This is a genomic window from Streptomyces sp. NPDC018947 (genome assembly GCF_044390505.1).
In the GTDB taxonomy this organism is placed as follows: domain Bacteria; phylum Actinomycetota; class Actinomycetes; order Streptomycetales; family Streptomycetaceae; genus Streptomyces.
The window spans coordinates 125,645-148,557 of sequence record NZ_JBIRZD010000012.1 but is presented as its reverse complement, the minus strand read 5'-3'; the positions used below and the strand labels follow the sequence as shown (position 1 = coordinate 148,557).

Genomic DNA, 22,913 nt, shown 5'->3' with positions numbered 1-22,913 from the left:
ACCCCCGCCCCGAGGACGCCGGTCCCGACGGCAGCCCGTCTCCGTCCGGTACCGGTCCCGACGCCACCCCGCCCCCGTCCGGCGACGACGCCCGGACCGGCGTGCACCCCGTCGACGAGGCGCGTCCGCTCGGCCGGATCCTGCTCTTCGGCGTTCAGCACGTCCTCGTCATGGCCGCCACCCCCATCTCGGCGATCTTCCTGATGAGCGCCACCCTCGGGCTCGGCCCGGGTCTCACCGTGGACCTGCTCTCGGCGGCCTTCGTCCTCTCCGGCGCCGGATCCCTCGTCCAGTCGCTCGGCGTCTGGAAGTTCGGGCCCCGCCTGCCGTTCGTGATGCTGCCGGGCGGAGCCCCGCTCATCCTGTTCCTCGCCATCGCCGAACAGCACGGCCTGCCCACGGCCGCCGGCGCGGTGATCCTGACGGCGGTGTTCACCTTCGTCGTCCTGCCGCTCTTCTCCCGGCTCCTCGCCTACTTCCCCGCCCTCGTCATCGGCACCATGATCGTCATCGTCGGCGTCAACCTGGTGAAGGTCGGTGCCGTGCTCGTCACCGGACAGCCCGGCTCGCCCGGCTTCGCCGACCCCGGCAACCTCGGTCTCGGCATGGCGACGATCGGGTTCACCGTCGTCTTCTACCTGTTCTTCACCGGCGTCCTGCGCCAGCTCGCCGTCATGCTCGGCCTGTTGGCCGGCACCGTGCTCGCGGCCGCGACCGGCGCGCTCGACGGGGCGGGTGCCGGTGCCACGGGTGGCGGCCTGGTGAACCTGCCGCACCTGATGCCCTTCGGCTCGCCCGAGTTCAACCTCGTCGCCGCGCTGCCCCTGATGCTCTACACCATGGCCTCCATGGCCGAGGCCACCGGCCAGACCGTCATCAACGCCGAGGCCGTCGGCAAGCGGATCGACACCCGCACCGACGTGCCCAAGACCGTCCGCGGCGACGCGCTCACCTCGCTCTTCGGCGGCTTCTTCGGCCTGCCGCTCATGGTCACCAGCGGGGAGAACATCGGCATCGTCCGCGTCACCGGGGTGCGCAGCCGCTTCGTCACGGCCGCGGCCGGCGTCGTCCTCATCGGTATCGGCGTCCTCGCCCCCGTCACCCGCGCGATCAGCGTGATCCCGACCGCGGTCGTCGGCGGCACCGCCATGGTCGTCTTCGGCGTCATCACCGTGCTCGGCGTCCAGATGCTCGGCCGGTCCGACCTCGACAAGCACACCAGCACCTTCGTCTGCGCCGTGGCCCTCGCCCTGGGTCTGCTGCCCATCCTCGTGCCCGGCGTGTACGGGGGCTTCCCGCCCAACGTCCGCATCCTGCTCGAAAGCGGCGTCGCCGTCGGCACGTTCACCGCCGCCGTCCTCAACATCCTCTTCCACCACGTCAGGCCCGGCGTCGCCGCCCGCCTGACCACACCGCGCACAGAAAGCGAACGATGAACCGACCAGACCGTGACGCCCTCGCCCACCCCGGCCCGCTCCTCGTCGTACCGGGCTCGGTGCTGCTGCCCGAAGGCCCCGTCGACGGCTGGGCGGTCGTGGTCGACGACGGCCGCTTCACCGCCGTCGGACCGGCGGACGAACTGGCGCGCACCCACCCCCGCCTGGACGCCGTACGGCTGCCCGGCCATCTGCTGATGCCCGGCTTCGTCGACACCCACCACCACCTCACGCAGAGCTTCGGCGCCGCACTCGCCTTCGGGGAACCGTCCGAGATCTTCCGCCGGGTCTGGGTCCCGCTGGAGGGCGCGCTGGACGAGGAATCGGCCTACACGGCGGCCAAGCTGGCGGCCCTGGAGGCGCTGCGCGGCGGGTTCACCACCGTCGCCGACGCCGGTACCCGCGCCGCCGTCGACGTGGACGTGGTCGCCTCGGCCGCACGCGACGCCGGAATCCGCTGCGTACTCGGGCTGATCTGCAACGACGCGGACGGCACGGACGGCTCCGTGGACCCGGCCGTCCTGGAGGACGCCGAGAAGCACCTCGCCCGCTACACCGGCGACCCCCTCGTGCACCCTTCCCTCGCCGTGTCGATCCCCGAGGCGGCCACCGAGCACACCCTGCACGCCACGGCCCGCCTGGCCGCGGAGGCCGGGGCCGTCGTCCAGATCCACGTCAACGAACACCTGGCCGGCGTGGAACGCTCCCTGGTGCGGCACGGACTGCGGCCCCTGGAGTACCTGCACCGCGTCGGCGCGCTCGGCCCCCAACTGCTCGCCGCGCACGCCACGCTCCTCACCCCGCGCGAACTGACCCTGCTCGCCGACACGGGGACCGCCGTCAGCTACAACCCCGTGGCGAGCGCCTGGAAGGGCAACGCGGTCGCGCCCGCCACGGCCATGGCCGAGCGCGGCGTCCGCTTCGGGATCGGGACCGACGGCACCCGCGGCGACGGCTTCCGGCTCGCGGACGCCGCCGAGTTCGCCCAGCGGCTCGCGTACGGGCTGGCGACCGGCGACTCGTCCTGCGGCGCCGGCTGGACCTGGCTGGAGCGCGGTACCCGCGGGGGAGCGGACGCCGTCGGCCTCGGCGCCGTCACCGGCACCGTGGAGCCGGGCAAGGCGGCGGACTTCCTCCTCGTCGACGTCGACACCCCGGAACTGGCCCTGACCTGGGACCTGCCGTGGGAGCTCGTGCGGCGCGGCAACCGGGACCAGATCACGGCCGTGTTCGTCGCCGGCCGCCTGCGGATGTGGCACGGCCGGCCGATCGGCTGGGACGGGCCCGCGCTGGTGGAACGGGCCGCGGAACTGGCCCGCGCCGCCGTCGCCGCGGCCGACGTCACCCGCGTGCACCCCACCTCGACTCAGGCACGGGCGCTGAGCGGGGCACGGAACGGGAGTGCACGGCGTTGAGCGCACAGATGCTGGCGGTGCTCGCCGTCACGGTGGCCGTCGCCGCGTTCGTCCAGGGCAGCAGCGGACTCGGCTTCGCGCTGATCGTGGCGCCGGTCGCCGGGATCATCGACCCCGGCCTGGTCCCGGTGTTCGTCCTGGCCTCGATGATCCCGCTCAACCTGTACGTGGCCTGGCGGGAACGGGCCTCGCTCGACCTGCGCGGGGCCGGCTGGATCACCGGGGCGCGGCTCGCCGCCACCCCGGCCGGGCTGGCCCTGCTCTGGCTGATCCCGGAACGCAGCCTCGGCCTGTTCGTGGGCGTCGCCACGGTGCTCGCGGCCGTCGTCAGCCTGACGGCGCCCACGTTCGCGCCGGGCCGGGCGGCGTACGTCGGTGCGGGCGCGGTCACCGGGCTGACGGAGACCGCGACCGGCGTCGGCGGCCCGCCGCTCGCGCTGGTCTACCAGCACCGGCCGCCCGCCGAACTGCGTTCCACGGTCGCCGCGTGCTTCCTCGTCGGCGAGGTCGCCTCCCTCGTCCTGCTCTTCGCCACGGGGAAGGCCGAGCCCGCCGAACTGGGCCGGGCCGTGCTGCTGCTCCCGGCGATCGCCGCCGGGGCGTGGCTCAGCCGCCTGGTGCACCACCGCCTGGACGCCCGCAGGATGCGCCTGTTCGTCCTGGTGTTCGCGCTGGTCTCGGGGCTGGTGCTGATGCTCGGGGTCTGAGGTGAGGCGGGCCGGTCCCGGCCGGCCCGCCTCAGCCGTCCGCCCGTACGGACGACGCCCGGGCGATCACCCGTGGCGGCGGGGACACCGCCACCGACGGGGCGGCCGTGTCGCCGCGGAGGCGGGCCAGCAGGAGCTCCACCGCGTCGGACGCGGCACGGTCCAGGTGCAGGTCGACCGCGGTCAGCGGAGGCTCGCAGGTACGGGCCCGCAGGCCGTCGTAGCGGGTGACGACCATGACGTCGTCCGGTACGGTCCGCCCGCTGTCCCGGATCGCCCGGACCGCGCCCACCGCGAAGGCGTCCACGAGCGCGCAGACCGCGTCCGTCTCCGGGTGCCCGGCGAGCAGGGCGGCGCAGGCGTCGTACCCGGCCTGCTCGCCGCCCGACTCCGGGACGCGCGCCACGACCGGCGTCCAGCCGTACCGTTCGGCCGCCCGTTCGTAGGCGGTGAGCGCGTCGACGGACGAGTGCCGGGAACCGGAGCCGACGATCAGCGCCGGCCGCCGGGCGCCCTGCTCGTGCAGATGCGTGAGCAGCAGATCCGCCACCAGGTCGCCGCGCAGATCGACGTACGGGGTGTCGTCGCCGGGCGAGACGGGCCTGCCGAGCGCCACGTACGGCAGGCCGCGTTCGCGCAACTGGGCCGCCGCCGCGTCGTCCACCTCGGGCTCGACCACGATGGCCCCGTCGATGTCGACGGAGTACAGCGCGGAGCCCGACTGCACGGGCGGCACGAGCACGAGGGCGTAGTCGTGCAGGAGGGCGCTCTCGGCGGCGGCCGCCGCGACCTCCATGTAGAACCCCAGCCGGGAGGGCCCGCCCGCCACCGCGAACGGCATCGAGGACGCCAGCGCGATGGCCTTCGCCTGGCCCCGCCTCAGGCGCTGCGCCCGCAGATTGGGGCGGTAGCCCAGTTCCGCCGCGGCCTGCCGGACGCGCTCCCGGGTCCGGGGGTCGACCTTGCCGAGCCCGTTGAGGGCGTGCGACACGGTCGTGCGCGAGACGCCGGCGAGGCGCGCGACGTCGGCGATCGTCGGCGGCCTCGGACCGGGTGCGGAAGTAGCCATCTGCGCGAAGACTCCTCGCTGGCGTGGACGGTGGACACGACCATCTTCGCCGACGTCCAGCCGGACGGGGACCCGGGTGCCCGGCGGGACCCGCCTCCCTCTCCAGCACCGTCCGTCCCGGGCGGACCCCGCGCCGTCAGCGCGTCCCCTCCGGCCGGTCGCCCGGGGGCGGTGGAGCCGCGAACGGCGTGAAGTGCGCGGGCGGGTGCTCGATGGGCGGCAGGTCGTCGCGCCAGGAAGTCAGGATCTGGGCACTGCACTCGAACAACCCCTGCGGCAGCCCGTCCAGCGGCCACCAGCGCCAGTCGCCCACGCTCTCGCCCGGCTGCTCGGAGGGCTCGCCCCGCCAGGCCGTGACCACGGCACCCACGGTGACCCGCACCACGTCGCCGACGTGGTCGACGAGCGTCCCCAGCGGCGTCACGTCCTCGGGGCGGGCGAGCAGCCCGGTCTCCTCGGCGAGTTCGCGCACCACCGTCTCCCGCAGGGACTCCCCGGGTTCCACGGTGCCACCGGGCAGCTCCCAGGTGCCGTGCCGGTGCCGGCCCAGCAGCAGCCCGCGCGGTCCGAGCAGCACGGCGCCGACGCCGACGGCGGCGTGCGGCGCGGGCGGCCGGTCGGTCCGGGGGCGGCTGGACAGGGCGGTGACACGGACCGTGGGGCGGCGCCGGGCGCGGATCAACTGGACCACCGCCGGATTGTCACCGTCCGGTGCGGTGAGGAGTTCGCACCCTTCCACGGTGAAGCCGTGCTCGGTCAGCAGGGCCTCCCACAGCCGGGGCGTCAGCACCCACATCCGCGTCGGAATCGGCTCCTGGTTCGGCAGCCGGACGAACTCCGGGCGTGACACCACCTCGTCGGAGGGACCCTCCCCGTCACCGTCGGTGTGCAGGGCCGAGAAGACGAGGGGCGCGCCGCCGGCCAGTCCGTCCCGCAGCGCCGGCAGCAGATGGCGGGGATCGACGCAGGCGAACGTCCGCAGGCCGTAGGCGGCGTCGTACGGCTCCACGCGCCGCAGATGGTCGGCGGCGTCCGCGCACACGAAGCGGACGCCGGGCTCGGAGCCGTGATCGTTCACCGCGCGCCGGTGCTGGGTCGGGGACCGGTCGACGCCGTCCACGAGGGCGCCGTACGCGCGGGCCAGATGGACGGCGTGATGACCGGGCCCGGAGCCCACGTCCAGGACCCGCTTGCCCCGGATGTCCCCGAGGACCTCCGCCCCGGGGCCGACGCCCGGCCAGAACCCCCAGTCGATGCGGTCGGGCACGGGCGGCGAGTAGCCGCGGTCCAACTGGCGTTGACCGTAGACGGTCCAGCACCGGTCGTATCCGGGGTCCGTCGTCATGGGGCCGCTCCTCTCGCGGGGCCGAGCACATGGGGGTGGTCAGGGGCGCAGGGCGTAGCAGCGGAAGGACGGGTCGAGCTCGACGACCCGGACCCTGGACCACTGGGCGGTGAGCAGTTCCACGTCCGCGGCGGTGGCCTCCCAGGGCCGGGGCGGCCCCTGCCCTTCGGTGTGCAGGGACGTCACCACCCAGAAGACGCCGCCAGGTGCGAGGATCCGGCGTACCCGGGACAGGAAGCCCGGCTTGTCGGCGGCCCACCGGTAGACGAGTCGGCACGCGACGACGGCGTAGGCGGAGCGAGGCAGCGAGTCGGTGTCGGCACTGTCGAAGTCCAGGACGCGCAGGTCCAGTTGCGGGTGCCGGGCCCGCGCGGCGGCCACGGCGGTGGGCGCGCAGTCGATGCCGGTGGAGTGGTAGCCGAGGCGGGCCAGATGTGCGGTGAGGGCGCCGTCGCCGCAGCCGATGTCCAGCGCCGGTCTGCCGCGGCCGGCACCGAGATGCCGGTGCATGGCCCCGGCCTCGGCCGCGTCGATGCCGCGGTAGCGCCGCCCCTGCCGCCAGACCGGCTCCCAGTAGGAGGCGGCGTCGCGCACCGCGTACGGGGTGCCGGTGGCCGTCATGAGGCCCGGCCCGTTCGCGAGGGGACCGTGCGGGGACCGGCGGGACTTCGTCGACGGGGCGTTCGCGCCCCCGGTGAAGAACACATCGCCCTGAACAGTCCCCACTCCGTGGCCGCTTCATCCCCGGGCACCGGCGACGGGACATCCGTTCGCGGCGGAAACCGGCCGTACACCGGGAACCCGCCCGCGCCACGGCAGCGCCGGCCGGTTCCGGGGCGGCCACGGCAGGGGCGTCCTCGGCGCCCGCCCCGTCAGGCGACCGTGCGGATCAGCTTCTTGTTGACGAACTCCTCGATGCCCAGCCGGCCGAGCTCGCGGCCGAAACCGGAGCGCTTGACGCCGCCGAAGGGCAGCTCGGCCCCCTCGGCACCCACCCCGTTGACGAACACCATGCCGGCCTCGATGCGGGCGGCGACCCGCTCGGCCTGGGCCGGGTCGGTCGTGAAGACGTAGGAACCCAGCCCGTACGGGGTGTCGTTGGCGATCCGTACCGCGTCCTCCTCGTCGGCGGCCGGGAAGACCATGGCGACGGGGCCGAACAGCTCCTGGCGGGCGACGGCGTGCTCGGTGGTGAGACCGGTGAGGACCCCGGCCGGGAAGTACGCGCCGTGCCGCTCGCCCTCGCTGTGCAGCGTGGCACCCTCGGCGACGGCCGCGTCGACCTGGCGGCCCAGCGTCTCGGCGGCGGCCACCGAGGACAGCGGAGCCCCGGACGCACCGGCGAGCAGCCGAGCGGTGAACTTCTCCACGAACGCGTCGTGCAGCTCCGCGGCGACGACGAACCGCTTGGCGGCGTTGCACGCCTGCCCGGTGTTGTCGAGGCGGGCCGCGACCGCCGCGTCGACGACCGCGTCGAGGTCGTCGGTGGACAGCAGGACGAACGGGTCCGAGCCGCCCAGTTCGAGGACGACCTTCTTCAGATGCCGGCCGGCGATCTCGGCCACGGCCGCCCCGGCCCGCTCGGAACCGGTGAGTGACACTCCCTGGACGCGCGGGTCGGCGATCACCTCGGCTATCTGCTCGTTGGTGGCGTACACGTTGACGTACGCGCCCGCGGGGAAGCCCGCCTCGGTGAACAGCCTCTCCAGCAGGGCCGCCGTCCCCGGGCACTGCGGGGCGTGCTTGAGGACGATCGTGTTGCCCACGGCCAGGTTCGGCGCGGCGAACCTGGCCACCTGGTAGGCTGGGAAGTTCCACGGCATGATGCCGAGCAGCGCGCCGACGGGGCCGCGCCTGATGACGGCGCTGCCCGGTCCGGAGGTCACGTCGAGCGGCTCGTCGGCGAGGAACTCCTCGGCGTGGTCGGCGTAGTAGTGGTAGATGTCGACGCAGAAGTCGACCTCGCCCTCCGCCTCCGCGAGCGGCTTGCCCATCTCCCGCACGATGCCGGCCGCGAGTTCGCCGCGGTGCTCGGCGTGCAGGTCGCCGAGGCGGCGCAGGCACGCCGCGCGTTCGGCCACGGTGCTGGTGCGTCCCCAGGCCGCGGCCGCGTGGGCGGCCTCGACGGCCGCGGCGACGTCGGCGTCGCTCGCGGTGGGGTAGGTGGCCACGACCGTGCCGGTGGTGGGGTCGGTGACGGCGTACATCGGGTCTCCAGGTGTGAGGAAGCGGGTACAGGGCCGGTCCCCCGGGCGGGGGCCGGCGGGGGAGTCACGGCTCCAGGATCGTACGGACGCCGGCGTTCGCCTCGAGGTCGTCGAACGCGGCCGGTGCCTCGGCGAGCGGCCGGACGGTGCCGATCAGTTCGTCCATGGGCAGCCGCCCGGCCAGGTAGAGGCGTGCCAGCCTGGGGATGTCGATCGCCCCGACGCTGGAGCCGTAGTTGCAGCCGAGGATGCGCTTGCCCTGGTCGGCGAGGTCGAACAGGTTGAACGCCCCCGTCGCGCCGGTGGGCGCCATCCCGACCAGGACCGCGGCCCCGCCCGAGGTGAGCATGGCCGGCAGCGTCTCGACGACCCGGGGGCTGCCGATCGCCTCGAACGCGTAGTCCACGCCGCCCAGTTCCTCCTGGCACCAGGCCGCCACGTCCGTCGTGCGCCCGTCCAGGGTGTGGGTGGCTCCGAACCGCTCGGCCACGGCCAGGCGTTCGGGGGAGAGGTCGACGGCGACGACGGGGTCGGCGCCGACGAGGCGCAGGCCCATCACGACGGACAGGCCCACCCCTCCCGCGCCGACGACCACGGCGGACTCGCCGGGCCGGACCGCCGCGGTGTTCACGACGGCGCCGACACCCGTGGTGATGGAACACCCGAGGAGCGCGCCGATGCCGAACGGCAGTTCGTCGGGGACCTTCACCGCGGCCGACTCCGGCACGACGAGCCGGTCGGTGAACGCCCCGAGCCCCAGATAGGGCCAGACCTCCTCGCCCCGGGCGTCGCGGAAGGGGGTGGTGCCGTCGGGCAGGGTGTTGGCCACCGCCCGGGTGCCGGTGCACAGCCAGGCCTGACCCGCGACGCACTTGCGGCACCGGCGGCACGGCGCGAACCAGGACAGGACGACGTGGTCGCCGGCGCGCACGGAGGTGACCCCGGGGCCGGTGGCGGTGACCACGCCGGCCGCCTCGTGACCGAGGACGAGGGGGCGGTCGGTGGGCCAGTCCCCGTTCACGATGTGCAGGTCGGAGTGGCAGACGCCCGCGGCGCGTACGTCGATCTCCACCTCGCCCGGGCCGGGGGCCCGCAGCGAGACCTCGCGGGTGTGGAGTCCGGCGGCGGGATCGAAGACGACGGCGGGGGAGAGTTGGTTCGGCATCAGGACGCCTCGACCTCTTCCTTGGGCGTGGGGGCGGTGAGCTTGGTGTGGGGTTTGGCGACCGCGACGTGGACGAGGCCGATGGCGAGCAGGACGGAGAAGACGAGGACCACGGCCCAGACCTGGATCCAGCTCCCTCCGACGGGGGCGAGTTCCTCGCGGGGCCAGGCGACGTTGACCGCCTCGAACAGCAGCCACGCCACCGCGAGGACGTTGATCAGCAGACCGGCCCGGCCCAGCCGCAGCTCCCCCTCGGCCGGGTTCCAGCGGCCGCGGAGCCGGGCGACGAGCGCCACGGCCGCGACGGCGAGGAAGACGAAGTAGAAGCCGCCGGACCCGAACGAGATCAGGGTGGCCGCCGCGTTGCCGTTCAGGCCGAGCAGGAGCCCCAGGCTGGCCAGCACCGCGGTGACGACCAGCGACACCCAGGGGATCTGCCGGGGGCCGACGGTGGCGAGCTCGGCGGAGAAGGGGAGCTGCCGGTCACGCGCGAACGCGTAGACGGCCCGTCCGATGTAGGTCTGGATCGAGATGGCGCAGGCGAAGAACGCGATCAGCACGACCGCGACGAACGGCTTCTCGCTCCATCCGCCGAAGCTCTCGGTGACGGCCGTGAAGACGGGGTCGGCCGTCTCGCCGGAGACGGCGTCCTCGGGGCGGCGCAGCGCGAGTGTCACGGCGAGCGCGGTCAGCAGCACGGTGAACGCGACGAACAGGTACGCCCGGACCAGCGCCCGGGGGACGTTGCGGCGCGGCTGCTCGGTCTCCTCGGCGACCTGCGTGGTGGCGTCGAAGCCGAGGAACGCCCAGCCCGCCACGGCCAGACAGGTCAGGAACCCCGCGGCCACGGACCCGCCGGAGGCGGCGCCCGAACCGAGGGTGTCGAAGAGGATGCCGAAGCCGTTGTTGTGGGCGAAGACCAGCAGGACCACGCTCACCGCGATGGAGGCGACGCCCTCGGCGATGATGCCGGCGTTCAGGAAGTGCTTCACCGGGTTGACGCCCAGCAGGTTGATGCCGAGAGCCACGGCGACGAAGACCACGCCGAGCAGTACGTGGGCCGCCGCCGACAGGGGCGCGTCGCTGAAGAGCATGTGCAGCCAGCCGGCGCCCAGATAGGCGACCGTGGTCAGCGACGCGACGGCCGAGGCCAGATAGATCCAGCCCACCAGCCAGCCCAGCCGGGGCCCGCCCAGCCTGCGCACCCACTGGTAGACGCCGCCCGTGATCGGGAACTGGGACGACAGCTCGGCGTACACGGAGGCGACCAGCAACTGCCCGAGGAAGGCGACGACGACCGCCCAGATCCACGCCGGGCCGGCGAACACGAACCCGAGCTGGACCACGGCGTAGATGCCGACGACGGGTGAGATGGTCGCGAACCCGATGGCGAAGACGGCCCATGCGGACAGGGTCCGTCTCAGCTCCTGCTGGTAGCCGTACTCGGCCAGCTCACCGGCATCGGTACGAGTGTTGCCCACGTTGGTCTCCTGACAGGGGGTGCGTGCCGGCGCGCGCCCGACGGCGCGGCCCGCACGGGGCGGCGGCCGGCACGGGTACGGCGAGCGCGCGGGGCCGACCCGACCGGTCGGTGGCTCGTTGTCCCTGGGATCCGTGCGACGGCAGCAGCCCGGCGGCCCGGATAATTGGCCGCGTGAACAATTGCTTAATTGGGTGCTTACCCAATAACATCCCGTCCCATGGAGTCAAGGGGTGCCGGCAAACAGATCCGCAAACCACCCGCGGAGCGGCGCAACGAGATCGTGGGGGCCGCCGCGCAGGTCGCGCTCGGTGAGGGGCTGGAGTGCGTCACCCTGCGGCGGGTCGCCGAGCGGCTCGGGGTGCGGGCGGGACTCGTCGGCCACTACTTCCCGGTCGCCGAGGAACTGGTCGCCGAGGCGTTCGCTTCCGCGACCATGGCCGAGCTCGACAGCCTGCTCCCCGAGGTGGGCCCGGGCGAGGGCGGGGACGTCGCGCTGCGCACCGTGAGGCAGCTCCTCGCCCGCATCTCGGGGACCGAGTTCGACGACGTCAGCAGGCTCTGGCTGAACGCGCGCCACCTGTCGCGCTACCGGCCCGTGCTCCGGGACCAGGTCGTGAGCCAGGAGCTGCTGTGGTGCCGCCGCCTCGGGCAGGTCATCGCCGAGGGGGTGGACGGCGGGGTCTTCGTCTGCGCCGACCCCTGGGCGGCGGCCGTACGCGTGCTCGCCGCGATCGACGGGACGGGCTCCTACGTCAACACCAGCGCCGACCGGCGCGGCGCGGCGGTCGGCGGGCTGGTGCGTGCCCTCACGGAAGCGGAGCTGGGGCTGGACCCGGGCGCGCTGCGCCCGGCGTGAGGGGTGCGGTGCGGCGCCCGTCCGCCGAAGGGGCGGGCGCCATGGGCGTCACCGCTCGTCGAGCGAGGCGGCGACCTGGTCCATGACCCGCTTCCAGTGCGCCCGCCGCCCCTCGCGCTCCTCCGCGCTCGCCAGGTGCTCCTGGTGGAAGCGGAGCGTCGTCCGGGAGCCGCCGGCGGCGGGGGCGAGGGCGACCTGGACCGTGGTGGTGCCGTGGGTGACGCGGATGCGGTCGGCCGGACGGTAGCCGCGCACCTCGCCCGTCACCCCCGCGGCGGTCCGGTAGGGCGTGCCGCGTTCCGGGGCGAGGACCGCGCCGGGGCCGAGCCAGAGGGCGAGCCCCTCGGGGCCGCTGACGAAGTCCCAGACGACGGGCACGGGGTGGTCCAGCGTGCGGGACACGCCGATCTGCCAGCCGGCGTCCCGGGTGAGTCCTGTGGGCATGGCGGTCAACCTTCTTCCTCGGTTCGGCGGGCGCGCAGTGCTCTGGCCTTGTGGCGGTTGCCGCAGTGCTCCATGGAGCACCAGCGGCGACGGCCGGGGCGTGAGGTGTCGACGTACACGAGGTGGCAGTCCGCGGCGGCGCAGGTGCGGACGCGGTGCCGGAACGGGCCGGTCAGCAGCTCGACGGCATCCCGCGCGACGGTGGCCGCCAGGTGCGTGCCGCTGGGTGTCCCGGCCCACCGCCGCTCCCCGGTGGGCGTGATCGCGGGTGCCAGGGGCGGACGGGCCGCCGCCTCGTTGACGGTCCGGAGGTCGCGGGGCGGGTGCGGTTCGCCGCGGGTGTGGGCGAGGACCACCCGGAACAGCGCGTCTCGCAGCCCGCGCACGGCGGCCACCTCGGCTTCGGAGATCTCCAGTGCGGGCGTGGGCGTCAGCCGCGACCGGTCCGCCCAGGCGGCCAGGTCGGCGGGCTCGCGCAGCACCTCGTACCGGCGGTAGGGCCCGGGGCCGCCGGTGGTCAGCAGCTCCAGGCACAGTGCGCCGGGATCGAACCGGTAGGCCACGCCGGTGTGCGAGTACAGCGTCAGCCCCACGGCCTCGGAGGAACTCATGTAACCACTTTAACTGGTTACGCGCTCCAGGGGGAGGGCTTGCCGAAGACGGCTCTCGTCGGAAGGCGACGCGGTCAGCCGGCCGTGGCGGCGAAGGGTCCGCCGTCCGCGAACACGAGCCGCGCGAAGTTCTCCCCGATGCGGCGGTGTCCGGCGGGATCGGGGTGGATGCCGTCGGGCAGCGGGAACTCGGCGTGATCGTCCTCGCCGTACAGCTCACGGCCGTCGAGGTAGTGCAGGTGCGGGTCGTCGGCCGACCGCTGCGCGACGATCCGGGCCAGCTCGTCGCGGATGACGTTGAGCGTGAGGCGCCCGGCGGCGACGTCCGCCGGGTCGCCCATGGCCTTGAACCGCGGCGCCCCGCCCTCGAGGTCGGGCCCGAGTGGGCCGGGTGTGTCCTCCTGGACGGGGCACAGGACGGGGGAGACGACCAGCAGCGGCGTGGCCGGATGCCCCTCGCGGACGGTGTCCAGGAAGCCGTGCACCGCGGGGCCGAAGGCCCGCCGGCGCATCACGTCGGCGTTCACGATGTTGATGCCGACCTTGAGGCTGATCAGATCGGCCGGCGTGTCCCGCATCGCGCGGGCGGTGAACGGGTCGAGCAGCGCGCTGCCGCTGAAGCCGAGGTTGACGAGCTCCACCTGCCCCCGGGCCGCGGCCAGGGCAGGCCAGGTCCCGGTGGGGCGGGAGGCGTTCGAACCGTGGCTGATGGAACTGCCGTGGTGCAGCCACACCCTGCGCCCGCTGTCCGGCGCCGCCTCGACGGGGGCGTCGGTGCGCAGCTCGATCAGCTCGGTGATCTCCGTGTGCGGCAGCCAGATCTCGACGTCCTTGTCATGTGCCGGCAGTCCGGTGAACCGGGCGGTGCCGGCGGGGCCCTCGCGCAGCTCGGAGGCCTGGGTGACCATGTCGACGACCGTACGGACGTTTCCGCCGGGCACGCAGGCCCGGGCGGCGAGGCGGCCGTCGACCAGCAGCTCGTACACGCCGTCCGCCGGGGGCGGGAAGCCCTGGTAGACCCGCTTGGTGGGCAGGGTGACGAGCTCGACGGTCGTGGCGCGGGTGCGGAGGACCAGCCGGACACCGGAGGGCTGCGCCTCGGCGACGGCGAGCTGGGCGTCGGGGATCTGCCGCCGGGCGCGAGCGGGCAGGCGGTGGGGCAGCAGACCGTGCGCGGTCCGCTCGACGTCCAGGTGGCCGCGCAGGAAGCGGGTGGTGATCGGGGTGATGACGGACGGGGTGGCGGTGTGCTCGGTGCTCATGGCCTCGGACTGTCGGTGGGGGTGACGGGAGGGCGGGTGTGCGGGCGCCCGTTGGCGGGCGGGACGGGTGTCCCGCGGGTCAGCTCGTGGTCCCGGTTCGCAGCAGTGTGTCGAGGGAGTCCAGGATCCAGGCCCAGGACTCCTCCGCACCGACGGGGGTGTGGGCGAATCCGCCGGCCATCTCCAGGCTGACGTAGCCGTGGAACACGCTGCCCAGCATGCGGACCGCGTGGGTCTGCTCCGGCTCCGCCAGGTCGTAGCCGCGCAGGATCGCCCGGGTCATCCGCGCGTGACGCACGCCGGCGCTCCTGGCCGCCGTCTCGGGGTCGAGCCTGAGCCGGGCGGCGTCGTAGCGGCCGGGATGCTCGCGGGCGTAGGCGCGGTAGGCGTCCGCGAAGGCGGCGAGGGCGTCCTTGCCGGCCCGCCCGGCCAGCGCGGCGGCCACCCGGTCGGCCAGCTCCTCCAACGAGAACAGGGCGATTCTGGTCCTGAGTTCGTCGGAGTTCTTGATGTGCGAGTACAGGCTCGCGGCCTTCACGCCGAAACGCCGGGCGAGCGCCGAGACGGTCACGTGCTCGAAGCCGACCTCGTCGGCCAGTTCCGCCCCCGCCCGGGTCAGACGTTCCGGGGTGAGTCCCGCTCGGACCATGACCTGCCTCCTGTCTCCGACAGGCATTATGCGTTTGCCTAATGATTTTAGGCAAGTGCCTTCTGGGTGCAGGCGTCCAGTGCGGGCGGCTCCTTCGGTCAGGGCGCCATCGGGGTGGTCCTTCGCCGGTCGCGGGCGGGTGGCGATGAGTCCGGTGCCGCCGGCGGGTCTTCATGGGGAAGAGGAAAGGAGATCCGCCATGCCGACACAGGGTCACCAGCAGCCCACCGCCGAGCTCGACGCTCGCTACAGTTCGGCGCTCAATCCCCGCCCGGGCGCCGAGGAGGTCACCGCCACCGAGTGGTCCGAGGCCGAACGGCACCTGGAGAGCGCCGAGATCTTCTGGCTGTCCACGGTGCGGCCGGACGGCCGCCTCCACGTCACTCCGGTCATCGCCGCCTGGCACGACGGAGCGCTGTACTTCTCCACCGGCCCGGGGGAACAGAAGGCGAGGAACCTCGACCACGACGGGCACTGCGCGCTGACCACCGGCGGGAACTCGCTCACCGCGGGGCTCGACCTGGTGATCGAGGGCACGGCGGAGCGGATCACCGATCCGGCGGTGCTGGACGGGATGATCGCAGCGTACGAGACGAAGTACGGGCGGCACATCACCTCCCCCGAGGGCACCTTCCACGGCATCGGCGACGAGATCCGCAAGGGCAACGTGGCGGTGTTCGGGGTCGCCCCGGCCACGGCGTACGGCTTCGGCCGGGACCAGGGCGTCTACAGCCACACGCGCTGGGTGTTCTGACGACATGCCGTTCGACGCCCGAGCGACCGTCCGCGGGCCCGGGGACTAGTGGTGCGCCCGGGGAGTCCTCCGGCCTGCGCGCACCCGGCGGTAGCTCCAGGTGAGCAGGGCGAAGAGGACGAAACCCGAGATGATGAGGCTCGCCCCCGTGGCCCACCCCGCGTACGGCACCTCGGGAACGAGACCCCACACCACACCTGCGCCCAGGAGGCACAGCCCCGCCAGGACCGACCCGGCGACCCGCCACGGCGAGGAGACGCTCTCCTCCGCCGCCCGCATCGCCTGCTGCCGTACCGGCGCCACGAACCGGTCGAGCGCCGGCACGGCACGGGCCAGCAGCACCACCCCGGCGAACACGAGCAGCAGCCCCGGCCCCGGAAGCACCAGCAGGGCCACGCCGACCAACGCCAGCACCGCACCCAGGACCCCCAGCACCACCCGCTGGACCGATACGACGCTTCGCGACATCACGCCCCACTCTCTGCGCTCGGCGCCGACCGCCCCGCCGGAGGGGCACGCGCCCGCGGGCACACCGTGCCACCGCGCCCCGGTTCCCTCCTGGCGGGGAACCATGCGCGGCGGGCCGGGTGAACGGGCCGGGCGGGTCTCCATGAGCGGGGGAACGGGTCCCGGTCCGGGCAAGGGCCGCGGGCTCAGTCGCCGCTGCCGCCCGCCCACTCCCGCAGCAGCCTCTCCCGCTCCGCGCCGCGAGGCGTGCCGCCGCCGGAGGAGCGACCCCACTCCGACATGGCCGCCAGCGTCGTGGCCATCGTCGCGGCGCCCTCCGTCAGGCGGGACAGCAGGGCGCGGGACAGCTCGGTCTCCGCCGGGGAGTAGCCGACGGCCGCCGCGACATAGGCCGCCAGCTCGTGCCTGCCGCCGGAGGACTCGACGGTCACCGTCATCGTCGCCGGTGCCTCGTCCACCCGGCCCGGGACCATGGGCAGGGCCAGGTTCACGACCGTGCCCACGGCCAGGCTCCTGACCGCGCCGACCTGCCGCATGAAGGACTTCACGGGAACGTCCGTCACCGACAGCGCCCGCACGTCCTCCCACGGGTGGATGCCGGACTGCCCGTCCCCGAGGGCCACCACGCCCTCGGGGGTCAAGCGCACCCCGGGGCCCAGTCCGGACGGCTTCGCGCCCACGTACACGTCGCCCTCGGCGATCCAGAACAGGCCCACCATGGCCATGAGTTGCCCACTCCCCCGACGAGCACCGCGCCGGGCCGCACGTCGTACCGACAGGTCCTCCACGATGCGCGAAGGAGCCGGGAGTGTCCTCCTCCCGGCACGGCACCGTGCCGCCTCGTCGTGCGGCCAAGTATGCCCGCCGGCACGAGGCGGCCTTCGGGTGGATCCGCACGAGGCGGCCTTCGGGTGGATCCCCCCCCCACGGTGACGGCGCCTACGGGACCTTGACCCAGTCCAGGGTGCGTTCCACCGCCGCCTTCCAGCCCGCGTAGCCCTCCGCGCGCTGCTCCTCAGGCCATTCGGGCTGCCACCGCTTGGACTCGTGCCAGTGGGTGCGCAGTTCGTCGGTGCTGGTCCAGAATCCGGTGGCCAGTCCCGCCGCGTAGGCGGCGCCGAGCGCGGTGGTCTCGGCGACGACCGGACGGCTGACCGGAACGCCTAGGACGTCGGCCTGGATCTGCATGCACAGGTCGTTCGCGGTGACGCCGCCGTCGACCTTGAGCACGTCCAGATGGACCCCGGAGTCCTGCTCCATCGCCTCGACGACGTCGCGGCTCTGGTAGCAGATGGCCTCCAGCGTGGCCCGCGCCAGATGCGCGTTGTCGTTGTAGCGGGCGAGGCCCACGATCGCCCCGCGGGCGTCCGAGCGCCAGTACGGGGCGAACAGCCCCGAGAAGGCCGGGACGAAGTACATGCCGCCGTTGTCCTTCACGGTGCGGGCCAGGTCCTCGCTCTCGGGCGCGCTCCTGATGATCTTCATCTGGTCGCGCAGCCACTGAACGGCGGAGCCGGTGACCGCGATGGAGCCCTCCAGCGCGTAGACCACGGGGGAGTCCCCGAACTGGTACGCCACCGTCGTCAGCAGCCCGTGCTGCGAACGCACCAGCTCCGTACCGGTGTTGAGGACCAGGAAGTTGCCGGTGCCGTAGGTGTTCTTGGCCTCGCCGGGGGAGAAGCAGACCTGCCCCACGGTGGCCGCCTGCTGGTCGCCGAGCACTCCCGCGATGGGGATGGCGGCCTGCAGCGGCCGGGACGTCCGGGTCGTCCCGTAGGCGTCGGGGTGGGAGGACGGCTTGATGGAGGGCAGCATCGACCGGGGGATTCCGAAGAAGCCCAGCAGTTCGTCGTCCCAGTCCAGGGTCTCCAGGTCCATCAGCATGGTGCGGCTGGCGTTGGTGACGTCCGTGGCGTGGATGCCGCCGTTGGGGCCGCCGGTCAGGTTCCACAGCACCCAGGCGTCGGTGTTGCCGAACAGCGCGTGCCCCTTCTCGGCCGCCTCGCGCAGACCGTCGACGTTCTCCAGCAGCCACTGGATCTTCCCGCCGGAGAAGTAGGTAGCCGGCGGCAGTCCCGCCTTGCGGCGGATGACGTCGCCCTTGCCGCTGCGTTCCAGGTTCGCCGCGATGGAGGCGGTGCGGGTGTCCTGCCACACGATGGCGTTGTAGTAGGGACGTCCGTTGCGCGGGTCCCAGACCACCGTGGTCTCCCGCTGGTTGGTGATGCCGATCGCGGCCAGGTCGGTCGGCGACAGGCCGCCGTAGCGCAGCGCGTTCTGCATCACCGAGTTGGTGCGCTCCCAGATCTCCACCGGGTCGTGCTCGACCCAGCCCGAACGCGGCAGGATCTGTTCGTGCTCCAACTGGTGCTTGGCGACCTCGTTGCCGCCGTGGTCGAAGATCATGAATCGGGTGCTGGTGGTCCCCTGGTCCACCGCTCCGACGAAGTCAGCCATGGTGGCGCCTCTCCGCTCGCAGTCAGTCTCCGGGAGCCGGGACGCGTCCCGGCGGTTCGGCCTCGGCCGACGGCAGGAACCGGCTGATGAAGGCCTTGTAGAGCCCCGCGCCGAGCAGGCCGCCGATCAGCGGGCCCGCGATCGGCACCCAGAAGTAGAAGTTCCCGTACTGATCCCGCCACGCCCCTCCGTACCCCGTGATGAAACTGGCCAGCCGGGGGCCGAAGTCACGGGCCGGGTTGATGGCGTACCCCGCGTTGGTGCCGAAGGCCATGCCGATCGCCACCACGACCAGACCGATGATGAACGGCGCGAGATTGGCGCCGGGCGGGGTGTTGAGCAGGTCGGTGATGGCCATGATCAGCAGCAGCAGGATGGCGGTGCCGATGATCTGGTCCCGGAACGCGCCCCATTCGTGCACGGGGAGGTTCGTGTTGCCGTTGGCCGGGAGGGTCGAGAACACGATCTGCGTCTTCTCGGTGTGCCCGGGGTCGGCCTTCGCCAACGCCTCCGTGTAGTTCCAGCGCACCAGCAGGGCCGCGACGAACGCCCCGGCCGTCTGGGCGAGCGCGTAGGGCAGCACCTTGCTCCACGAGAACCCCTTGAACGCGGCGAGCGCCAGCGTCACCGCGGGGTTGAGGTGGGCACCGCTGAGGCGGGCCGCCACGTAGACACCGAGGGTGACGCCGAGGCCCCACGCCCACGCGATGCTGTCGTGGTCGCCGAGACCGCCCGGGGGGTTCGTCAGGGCTCCGCCCGCGATCACCTGGGCCACCACGCCGCAGCCGAACAGAATGAGGATCATGGTCCCCAGGAATTCGGCGGACAGTTCACCGATCAATCCCGACCTTGCTTTCAGCCCAGCCATGGAAGCTCACCTTCCGCCGGAATCACCGGCACTCGACCGCTCGAGTCGTTCTCCGACAGGCTAGGGCGAACCGGAAAGATGCGCACTTACGGGACGCATACGCAGGTAAGGGGTGACGGGAGGCGGACGGGTCGGCTTCCGGCGGCGCCCCGGGCCGCCCGGACCCGGCCGTCCGAGGTGAGCGGGCGGCGGCAGCCGCGCGCCGCCGCCGGGACCGGGCCAACTCCGCGCGGTGCGCTGGGGATCCGCGGAACGCGCAGGGCAACCTTTTGGGGGACTGGCGAGTCTCCTGTTCGATCACACCGTGATCGGACTCACGAGGAGACCATCATCAGCGCCATACGTAAGACCCTGACCGCCACCGCCGTCGTCGGTGCAGTCCTCGCGGGCTCGGCCGCCTGCGGAACGGCCGAGCAGCTCTCCGCCGGCCAGAAGCTCGACCGGGCCTTCGACCAGCTCGGCAAGGAGAAGACGATCTCCTTCGAGCTGGACCTGGACACCGACGCCAAGACGCTGAAGACACTGGACGCGCAGTCCGACCCCGAGCCCGGCGAGGAGATCCCGGACGAGGCCGCCGAGCTGATCAGCGGTGCGAAGGTCTCCGTCACCGTGGAGTCGAAGAAGGCCATCGAGGAGTCCGGCGAGGACGACCTCGTCGGCATGGCCATGAAGGTCAGCAGCCCGGACGGCGACCTCGTCGAGTACCGGCTGATCGGCGACTACGTCTACATCCGCTCCGACGTCGACACCCTCGGCAAGGCGATGGGCAGCCCCATGCCGCCCGTCGAGGACCTGCCCCCGGACGCCGGGGCCCTCAAGGACGCCCTCGAGGGCAAGTGGGTGAAGTTCAGCACCAAGGCGATGGAGGACCTCGCCGCCCAGGCGGAGGAGGACGGGGACGCTCCCGCGCCCGAGCCGACCCTCGACGCCAAGACGCAGAAGAAGCTCATGAAGGCGCTGCGCGGGGTCGTCACCCGCGAGGTGGAGCTGAAGACGTCCGACGGCGAGGACGGCACCGAGCACGTCACCGCCACGGCTCCCTTCCGCACGCTGATCACCGAGCTGCTGGGCGAGATCCGCCCGCTGGCTAAGGACCTGCCGCCGGGCATGGAACTGCCGAGTGACAAGGACCTGAAGGACGCCCCCGACACCGAGGTGACGGCGGACTTCACGCTCAAGAACGGCGAGCTGACCGAGGTGGACGTGGACCTCGCCAAGCTGGCGGAGAACGCCGACGTCAAGAAGCTGGGCCTGACCCTGCGGATCAGTGACGGCACCCGGCCCACCGCCCCGGCCGGCGCCACCGAGCTGGACCTGGGCGAGCTGATGGGGGGCTTCCTCTTCGCGGACCCGTCGATGGCGGGGGACCCCGAGCTGGAGGAAGGCGACTTCGCCGAGGGGGACTTCACCGGCCTGGAACTCCCGGCGGAGGACTTCTGATCGCGCCGGACGCCTGAGGCACGGGCGCCGCACCCGTACGGAGTACGTCCGTGCGGGTGCGGCGGCGACGGTACGCCGAACGGGTGGGTGCTTTCCGCGCCGCGCGGGGAACACGGGGCTGACGTCGCCGTACGAGCAGCAGGAGAGCACCGTGCCGAACGACCGGAGCGAGCAGCAGGACCCGACCGGGATGCACCCGCGGCCCGAGTTCGCCGCGCAGGACCAGCCGCACCCGGGCTGGACCGGCCCCATGGACCCGCCGCCCGACCACGGGGAGGAGTCCTACCGCGGATCGGGACGGCTGACCGACCGCAGGACCGTCATCACCGGCGGTGACTCGGGAATCGGCCGTGCCGTCGCGCTGGCCTTCGCCCGTGAGGGCGCCGACGTGCTGTTCACGTACCTCGCCGAGGAGGAGGACGAGGCCCGGGAGACGTCCCGCCTGGTGACGGACGCGGGACGCAAGGCCGTGGCCGTCTCCTGCGACATCCGCGAGGAGGGGAACTGCCGCGACCTGATCGACCGGGCCGTGAGCGAGTTCGGCGGCATCGACGTCCTCGTGAACAACGCGGCCTACCAGATGTCCCAGCCCGAGGGCATCGAGGCGATCACCACGGAGCAGTTCGACCGGGTCGTACGGACCAACCTCTACGGCATGTTCTGGCTGACCAAGTTCGCCCTTCCGCACATCCCCGAGGGCGGCAGCGTCATCAACACGACGTCCGTCCAGGCGTACAAGCCCAGCCCGCACCTGCTGGACTACGCCACGACCAAGGGCGCGATCGTCACGTTCACCCAGGGCCTCGCCCAGATGCTCGCGGAACGCGGCATCCGCGCCAACGCGGTGGCACCCGGCCCCGTCTGGACCCCGCTCATCCCGGCGACGCTCCCGGACACCACCGAGTTCGGCAAGCAGAGCCCCCTGGGCCGCCCCGCCCAGCCGGCCGAACTCGCCCCGGCCTACGTCTACCTCGCCTCCCAGGACGCGAGCTACATCACCGGAGAGGTCCTCAACGCGACCGGTGGCACGCCGCTGCCGTAGGAAACCCGCCACGGCCCCCGGCGAGCGCGTTCCGTACCGCCGCGCGCGGCCGGGGGCCACGCCCCTGCCCGCCCGCGGCGGTACGCCGCACTCAGCGACCGGACGCGGCCGAGTCCGCGGCCGCCCGTTCGCCGGCCGGGCGCCTGCGCGACGCGGGCTCGGTGAGCGACGGCGGCTGCCAGACGCCGTCGGCGCGGTAGAGGTCGGTGCCGGGCGGCACGATCTCGTCGATCAGGTCCAGTACCCGGTCCTCCAGCACCAGGTCGGCCCCCTTGAGCAGCGCGGTGAGCTGCTCCATGGTGCGCGGACCGGTGATCACCGACGTGACCGCGGGATGGACGAGTACGAAGGCGACGGCCAGTTCCGGCAGCGTGCAGCCCACCTCGTCGGCCAGCGCGACGAACCGCTCGACGGCCGCGAGCTTCGCCGCGTTGCCCGGTACGGACGGATCGAAGCGGTGCGGAGTGAGCTTGGCGCGGCCGGCGGTGAGGTCGACGGGCCGCCCCTCGCGGTAGGCGCCGGACAGGAACCCCGAAGCGAGCGGGGACCAGGTCAGCACCCCCATGCCGAGGCGCCGCGCGGTGGGCAGCACGGACCGTTCCACGCCGCGCGCCAGTAGCGAGTACGGAGGCTGCTCGGTGCGCAGCCGCATCAGCCCGCGCCGCTCCGCCACGTGGTGGGCCTCGACCAGGTCCTCCGCGGGGAACGTGGAGCAGCCGAACGCCCGGATCTTGCCCGCCCGCACCAGGTCGCTCAGGACGGACAGGGTCTCCTCGACGTCCGTCGTGTGGTCGGGGCGGTGCACCTGGTAGAGGTCGATCCAGTCCGTGTCCAGGCGCCGCAGGCTGTCCTCGACGGCCTTGAGGATCCAACGGCGGGAATTGCCGCTGCGGTTGCGCCCCTCGGAGAGCGGGAAGTGCACCTTGGTGGCGAGCACGACGTCGTCCCGCCGGCCCTTGAGCGCCTTGCCGACGATCTCCTCGCACTCCCCGGCCGAGTACATGTCGGCGGTGTCCACGAAGTTGATGCCCGCGTCGAGCGCCGCGTGGATGATGCGCGCGGCGTCCTCGTGGTCGGGGTTGCCGACGGCGCCGAACATCATCGTGCCGAGGCAGTGCGTGCTGACCTCGATGCCGGTCCTGCCGAGTACTCGATAACGCATGCCGCAGCTCCGTCGTAGGGGTCGACTGGGTGCGTCACTCTAGGATCTTCACGGCAAGACCGGACCTCGGCCC

The 22,913-nt window shown here is 73.1% G+C and carries 22 protein-coding genes; 7 read left to right on the top strand and 15 right to left on the bottom strand.

Annotated elements, in window-relative coordinates:
* Window positions 1-101 precede the first annotated feature (101 nt).
* Genes ACH499_RS23025 through ACH499_RS23015 form a run of 3 tightly spaced genes read left to right on the top strand, consistent with a single transcriptional unit; the run spans window position 102 to window position 3,558 of the window.
* Window positions 102-1,436, top strand: a complete 1,335-nt coding sequence (locus ACH499_RS23025) for a uracil-xanthine permease family protein (RefSeq protein ID WP_399018156.1) — start codon at window positions 102-104, stop codon at window positions 1,434-1,436.
* Window positions 1,433-2,851, top strand: a complete 1,419-nt coding sequence (locus tag ACH499_RS23020) for an amidohydrolase family protein (RefSeq protein WP_399017990.1) — start codon at window positions 1,433-1,435, stop codon at window positions 2,849-2,851. Before ACH499_RS23025 ends, ACH499_RS23020 begins: the two co-directional genes overlap by 4 nt.
* Window positions 2,848-3,558, top strand: a complete 711-nt coding sequence (locus ACH499_RS23015) for a sulfite exporter TauE/SafE family protein (RefSeq protein ID WP_356200472.1) — start codon at window positions 2,848-2,850, stop codon at window positions 3,556-3,558. The genes ACH499_RS23020 and ACH499_RS23015 overlap by 4 nt, the downstream gene beginning before the upstream one ends.
* A gap of 31 nt (window positions 3,559-3,589) precedes the next feature.
* Here ACH499_RS23015 and ACH499_RS23010 read toward each other — a convergent pair whose 3' ends face one another.
* The 6 genes from ACH499_RS23010 to ACH499_RS22985 form a co-directional block, all read right to left on the bottom strand.
* Complete coding sequence (locus ACH499_RS23010) at window positions 3,590-4,627, bottom strand: substrate-binding domain-containing protein (protein ID WP_356200474.1); 1,038 nt, start codon at window positions 4,625-4,627, stop codon at window positions 3,590-3,592.
* 136 nt (window positions 4,628-4,763) lie between these two features.
* On the bottom strand, window positions 4,764-5,972 hold the full coding sequence (locus tag ACH499_RS23005; protein WP_399017985.1) for an NUDIX domain-containing protein: 1,209 nt from the start codon (window positions 5,970-5,972) through the stop codon (window positions 4,764-4,766).
* Window positions 5,973-6,011: 39 nt separating this feature from the next.
* Window positions 6,012-6,698 (bottom strand): class I SAM-dependent methyltransferase, encoded by a 687-nt coding sequence (locus tag ACH499_RS23000; protein ID WP_399017983.1) that lies wholly within the window; start codon window positions 6,696-6,698, stop codon window positions 6,012-6,014.
* A 146-nt stretch (window positions 6,699-6,844) separates the two neighbouring features.
* Entirely contained in the window at window positions 6,845-8,179 is a 1,335-nt protein-coding gene (locus ACH499_RS22995) for an NAD-dependent succinate-semialdehyde dehydrogenase (RefSeq protein ID WP_399017981.1), read from the bottom strand.
* A 64-nt stretch (window positions 8,180-8,243) separates the two neighbouring features.
* Entirely contained in the window at window positions 8,244-9,344 is a 1,101-nt protein-coding gene (locus ACH499_RS22990; RefSeq protein ID WP_356200481.1) for an alcohol dehydrogenase catalytic domain-containing protein, read from the bottom strand.
* Entirely contained in the window at window positions 9,344-10,825 is a 1,482-nt protein-coding gene (locus ACH499_RS22985; RefSeq protein WP_365600340.1) for an APC family permease, read from the bottom strand. Before ACH499_RS22985 ends, ACH499_RS22990 begins: the two co-directional genes overlap by 1 nt.
* 219 nt (window positions 10,826-11,044) lie before the next feature.
* Between ACH499_RS22985 and ACH499_RS22980 the strand changes: the two genes are divergently transcribed.
* Window positions 11,045-11,683, top strand: coding sequence for a TetR/AcrR family transcriptional regulator (locus ACH499_RS22980; RefSeq protein ID WP_399017979.1), 639 nt, complete (start codon window positions 11,045-11,047; stop codon window positions 11,681-11,683).
* 48 nt (window positions 11,684-11,731) lie between these two features.
* Here ACH499_RS22980 and ACH499_RS22975 read toward each other — a convergent pair whose 3' ends face one another.
* The 4 genes from ACH499_RS22975 to ACH499_RS22960 all read right to left on the bottom strand — a co-directional run bounded on the left by ACH499_RS22975 (window position 11,732) and on the right by ACH499_RS22960 (window position 14,649).
* On the bottom strand, window positions 11,732-12,127 hold the full coding sequence (locus tag ACH499_RS22975; RefSeq protein ID WP_365600345.1) for an SRPBCC domain-containing protein: 396 nt from the start codon (window positions 12,125-12,127) through the stop codon (window positions 11,732-11,734).
* Between the two features lie 5 nt (window positions 12,128-12,132).
* On the bottom strand, window positions 12,133-12,738 hold the full coding sequence (locus ACH499_RS22970; RefSeq protein ID WP_399017977.1) for a CGNR zinc finger domain-containing protein: 606 nt from the start codon (window positions 12,736-12,738) through the stop codon (window positions 12,133-12,135).
* Between the two features lie 74 nt (window positions 12,739-12,812).
* A complete protein-coding gene (locus tag ACH499_RS22965; RefSeq protein WP_399017975.1) occupies window positions 12,813-14,000 on the bottom strand; it encodes an SGNH/GDSL hydrolase family protein in 1,188 nt (395 codons plus the stop codon).
* A 79-nt stretch (window positions 14,001-14,079) separates the two neighbouring features.
* Window positions 14,080-14,649: a TetR/AcrR family transcriptional regulator gene (locus ACH499_RS22960; RefSeq protein ID WP_399017973.1), complete on the bottom strand. Its 570-nt coding sequence runs from the start codon at window positions 14,647-14,649 to the stop codon at window positions 14,080-14,082.
* Between the two features lie 199 nt (window positions 14,650-14,848).
* Between ACH499_RS22960 and ACH499_RS22955 the strand changes: the two genes are divergently transcribed.
* Window positions 14,849-15,403: a pyridoxamine 5'-phosphate oxidase family protein gene (locus tag ACH499_RS22955; RefSeq protein WP_399017971.1), complete on the top strand. Its 555-nt coding sequence runs from the start codon at window positions 14,849-14,851 to the stop codon at window positions 15,401-15,403.
* 45 nt (window positions 15,404-15,448) lie between these two features.
* Here the strand turns inward: ACH499_RS22955 and ACH499_RS22950 are convergent, their stop codons facing one another.
* From ACH499_RS22950 to ACH499_RS22935, 4 genes are all read right to left on the bottom strand, one after another.
* Window positions 15,449-15,871: a PGPGW domain-containing protein gene (locus tag ACH499_RS22950; protein WP_356200494.1), complete on the bottom strand. Its 423-nt coding sequence runs from the start codon at window positions 15,869-15,871 to the stop codon at window positions 15,449-15,451.
* 185 nt (window positions 15,872-16,056) lie between these two features.
* Window positions 16,057-16,596, bottom strand: a complete 540-nt coding sequence (locus ACH499_RS22945) for a hypothetical protein (protein ID WP_399017969.1) — start codon at window positions 16,594-16,596, stop codon at window positions 16,057-16,059.
* A 214-nt stretch (window positions 16,597-16,810) separates the two neighbouring features.
* Window positions 16,811-18,328, bottom strand: coding sequence for a glycerol kinase GlpK (glpK, locus tag ACH499_RS22940; protein ID WP_399017968.1), 1,518 nt, complete (start codon window positions 18,326-18,328; stop codon window positions 16,811-16,813).
* Window positions 18,329-18,350: 22 nt separating this feature from the next.
* On the bottom strand, window positions 18,351-19,196 hold the full coding sequence (locus ACH499_RS22935) for an MIP/aquaporin family protein (RefSeq protein ID WP_356200499.1): 846 nt from the start codon (window positions 19,194-19,196) through the stop codon (window positions 18,351-18,353).
* Between the two features lie 351 nt (window positions 19,197-19,547).
* On the opposite strand from ACH499_RS22935, the gene ACH499_RS22930 reads away from it, so the two are divergent.
* Window positions 19,548-20,636 carry a hypothetical protein gene (locus ACH499_RS22930; RefSeq protein WP_399018154.1) on the top strand — a complete coding sequence of 363 codons (1,089 nt, stop codon included), beginning with the start codon at window positions 19,548-19,550 and terminating at the stop codon, window positions 20,634-20,636.
* A 190-nt stretch (window positions 20,637-20,826) separates the two neighbouring features.
* Window positions 20,827-21,678 (top strand): SDR family oxidoreductase, encoded by an 852-nt coding sequence (locus tag ACH499_RS22925; protein ID WP_399018152.1) that lies wholly within the window; start codon window positions 20,827-20,829, stop codon window positions 21,676-21,678.
* 91 nt (window positions 21,679-21,769) lie between these two features.
* On the opposite strand, the gene ACH499_RS22920 is transcribed toward ACH499_RS22925, so the two are convergent.
* Window positions 21,770-22,840 (bottom strand): aldo/keto reductase, encoded by a 1,071-nt coding sequence (locus ACH499_RS22920; RefSeq protein WP_399017966.1) that lies wholly within the window; start codon window positions 22,838-22,840, stop codon window positions 21,770-21,772.
* Window positions 22,841-22,913 lie beyond the last annotated feature (73 nt).

Coding starts and splice junctions, on each gene's coding strand:
- ACH499_RS22935 (WP_356200499.1), bottom strand. CDS start 19,196: ATGGCTGGGCTGAAAGCAAGGTCGGGATTGATCGGTGAACTGTCCGCC.
- ACH499_RS22975 (WP_365600345.1), bottom strand. CDS start 12,127: ATGCCCACAGGACTCACCCGGGACGCCGGCTGGCAGATCGGCGTGTCC.
- ACH499_RS22920 (WP_399017966.1), bottom strand. CDS start 22,840: ATGCGTTATCGAGTACTCGGCAGGACCGGCATCGAGGTCAGCACGCAC.
- ACH499_RS22925 (WP_399018152.1), top strand. CDS start 20,827: ATGCACCCGCGGCCCGAGTTCGCCGCGCAGGACCAGCCGCACCCGGGC.
- ACH499_RS22970 (WP_399017977.1), bottom strand. CDS start 12,738: ATGAGTTCCTCCGAGGCCGTGGGGCTGACGCTGTACTCGCACACCGGC.
- glpK (WP_399017968.1), bottom strand. CDS start 18,328: ATGGCTGACTTCGTCGGAGCGGTGGACCAGGGGACCACCAGCACCCGA.
- ACH499_RS22945 (WP_399017969.1), bottom strand. CDS start 16,596: ATGGCCATGGTGGGCCTGTTCTGGATCGCCGAGGGCGACGTGTACGTG.
- ACH499_RS22990 (WP_356200481.1), bottom strand. CDS start 9,344: ATGCCGAACCAACTCTCCCCCGCCGTCGTCTTCGATCCCGCCGCCGGA.
- ACH499_RS23005 (WP_399017985.1), bottom strand. CDS start 5,972: ATGACGACGGACCCCGGATACGACCGGTGCTGGACCGTCTACGGTCAA.
- ACH499_RS22955 (WP_399017971.1), top strand. CDS start 14,849: ATGCCGACACAGGGTCACCAGCAGCCCACCGCCGAGCTCGACGCTCGC.
- ACH499_RS22995 (WP_399017981.1), bottom strand. CDS start 8,179: ATGTACGCCGTCACCGACCCCACCACCGGCACGGTCGTGGCCACCTAC.
- ACH499_RS22965 (WP_399017975.1), bottom strand. CDS start 14,000: ATGAGCACCGAGCACACCGCCACCCCGTCCGTCATCACCCCGATCACC.
- ACH499_RS22950 (WP_356200494.1), bottom strand. CDS start 15,871: ATGTCGCGAAGCGTCGTATCGGTCCAGCGGGTGGTGCTGGGGGTCCTG.
- ACH499_RS23010 (WP_356200474.1), bottom strand. CDS start 4,627: ATGGCTACTTCCGCACCCGGTCCGAGGCCGCCGACGATCGCCGACGTC.
- ACH499_RS22980 (WP_399017979.1), top strand. CDS start 11,045: ATGGAGTCAAGGGGTGCCGGCAAACAGATCCGCAAACCACCCGCGGAG.
- ACH499_RS23020 (WP_399017990.1), top strand. CDS start 1,433: ATGAACCGACCAGACCGTGACGCCCTCGCCCACCCCGGCCCGCTCCTC.
- ACH499_RS22960 (WP_399017973.1), bottom strand. CDS start 14,649: ATGGTCCGAGCGGGACTCACCCCGGAACGTCTGACCCGGGCGGGGGCG.